We start from the raw sequence: 2,323 nt of genomic DNA, 5'->3' as shown, positions 1-2,323 counted from the left end.
TGCCCGCCCCGAACGACTCGTCACCCTTGCCGGAGCCAGCGTGTTTACGCCAGTCGAACTTGCCCTCGTGGCGGATGGGCGAATCGTGCGTGGCGGCGAACCCACCGCGCTGCAGGTCGTTGTGGATCTCGGTCGACATGGCGCTCAGCCTGCGCGCGCCAGTGTCGGACCAGTCAGCCCCACCGGGCTGCGCGCTGGATTTTGGGGCTTCCTTGGCCGCCACCTCCGGGGCAGCCTGAGAGGCCTTCTGCAGCAGCTTGGCGTAGTTGGCCAGGTTCACCTTGTCGGCGCTGGCGGTGGGCGCCATGGCTTTCGTGAGAGCCACCTTCTGCGCGTCGCTCAGCTTGTCGGCCAGCAGGATGGCCTTGGCGGCTTCACCGCGCAGGGACATCAGCTGCTTGGCTTCGGCGGGGCCCAGGTCCAGGCTGGCGATGGTGTCGGCGTTCAGCGCGTGGGCCAGCGGCATCACGTAGTGCTGCCCACCCACCGCAGAGGTCTCGCGGGCCTTGGCGTCAGCGATGAACTCAGGGCGCTGGGCGCTGCGCAGGCGCGACTCGATCATCGCTACGCCCGAGGCGAAGTCTTTGCGCAGAGCGGACACGATGGCCTCGCCGCGCGCAGGGGCCTGGCGCATGGCCGACATCTTGTTCTCTGGGCCGACAGACACATCGGCGGCCTTGGCCGTGGTGCGGAACTGCTGGTCGGCGAACTCGTCAGGCACGGCCCCGGGCTTCTGCTTGGGGAAGAAGTCCAGGGGCGTGGCGTTGTCGCCGGAAGTCTTGGCGTCGGCCGCGCGGGCGTCGCTGAACTGCTCGCCACTTTGTTTCAGGCCCAGGTTCTTGAGGAACTCCCGGCGCTCCTTGGCAGTGTTCAGGGCTGCGAACTGCGCCTCTTCCTCGGCGGTCATCGTCTGGCCCTGGCCGCGGCTGATCGAAGGCTCAGGTGCGGTGCCTTCGAGCGGGTCAGCGGTGTACACGTCACGGGCCTGTTCCTTGGCCACGGCTTCCTGGTCGGGCCCGGCGGGGTCAGCGATCTTGCCGCGGGCTTCGGCGCGCTTCTTCTTGCCAGCCTGCATGGCGCCGTAGGTCGATGTGACCAGGCGCAGGCTCTTGGGTACGCCCTTGGCGAATGACTCGTACTCGCCCTGAGCGTTGATGCGAGTGGGCAGCTTCTCGTCGACCAGGCCGCTGTCCACCACGGCGGTGATGCCTTCCAGCAGGTCCGCCAGGTAGGCCTCGTTCTTGGCGCGGTTGGAGTTGTCCTCCTTCACATCGGCCTTGGTTTCGTTGCGGCTGCGCTGGGCGCGCACCCAGTTCACCAGGGTGTCGGCGCGAATGTGCAGCCCACGGTCCTTGGTGCGCAGGAGGTCCGACTGGAACGTGATGAGGTTGGCCTCGTCCAGGAACGCGTTCGTGTCGACGCCAGGCTTGCGCGAGGCCTCCAATGCCTGAGCACCAGCGCGGCCCATGCTCAGCAGCTCGGTCAGCTCGACGCGGTCGGGTACGGTGTCGCTCAGCTTCTCAGCCACAGCGACGTAGCGCTCCTTGAAGTAGGCCTCGGCGGCTTCCTTGATCTCTTTGCGCTCACCGGCGGACAGGCGCATCACGCGCTTGCCTTCGCCCTTCTGCTCCATGGTGTCCAGCACCGCGCGGTTGACCTTGTCGGCCATGGCACGGGCGGCGGCACGCTCACCCACCGACAGCTTCATGCTGCCAGCGTCCTGGCGCAGATAGTCGCGGTACACCGACAGGATTTTGGCGGGCTGGAAGTTCAGGTCTTTCATGACCTCGAGCGCGGACCGGGCGCCAACGCTGTGGCCAGTCTTCTCGGTGGCTTTCCCAAGGTCGGCGAGTTTGCGCTCCAGCGCGCTGCCACCGCCCAGCTCTTCCGACACGGTGTCGGTGAGCTTGAACAGGCCGGGACGTTTCACCGGGGCGCCGGCCAGTGGTTCCAGCCCCTCGGCCTCACGCTGCACGTTTTCGTCGCGGAAGGCCAGCTCTTCCGACTTGGACATCTTGCTGATGGGAGCGAACGGATCACGGCGGTCGGTGCTGCCGCGCAGGGACTGGCCGCCGGTGCGGGCGAAACCGTACACCTTGGGGCCCGAACCCTTCTCGGCTTTCTTCTCGCTCTGGCGCTTGTCGAAGTCCGTGGCTTGCTCGGCCTCATACTCGCCATCGTCGTTGACACCGGCCTCACCCTGGACGCCGCCGTCATTGACCGTGCCCTTCATGAGTTTGGCCGGAGCCGGTACAGCGTCGCGCACAACGCTCAGCATCTGGTCCAGAGCCTCTTGGCCGAACTTCTCGATCATGACCTTGCG

The 2,323-nt window shown here is 66.7% G+C and carries 1 protein-coding gene; it reads right to left on the bottom strand.

Annotated features, from left to right (window positions below; genetic code table 11):
• A partial coding sequence (locus DBR23_RS29885; RefSeq protein ID WP_199227651.1) for a hypothetical protein occupies positions 1-2,323 on the bottom strand: 2,323 nt, incomplete at both ends.

This window comes from Acidovorax sp. HMWF018 (assembly GCF_003061035.1).
GTDB lineage: Bacteria > Pseudomonadota > Gammaproteobacteria > Burkholderiales > Burkholderiaceae_C > Acidovorax > Acidovorax delafieldii.
Note: the sequence above shows the minus strand (reverse complement) of the source record. Positions and strands in the feature narration are given on the sequence as shown.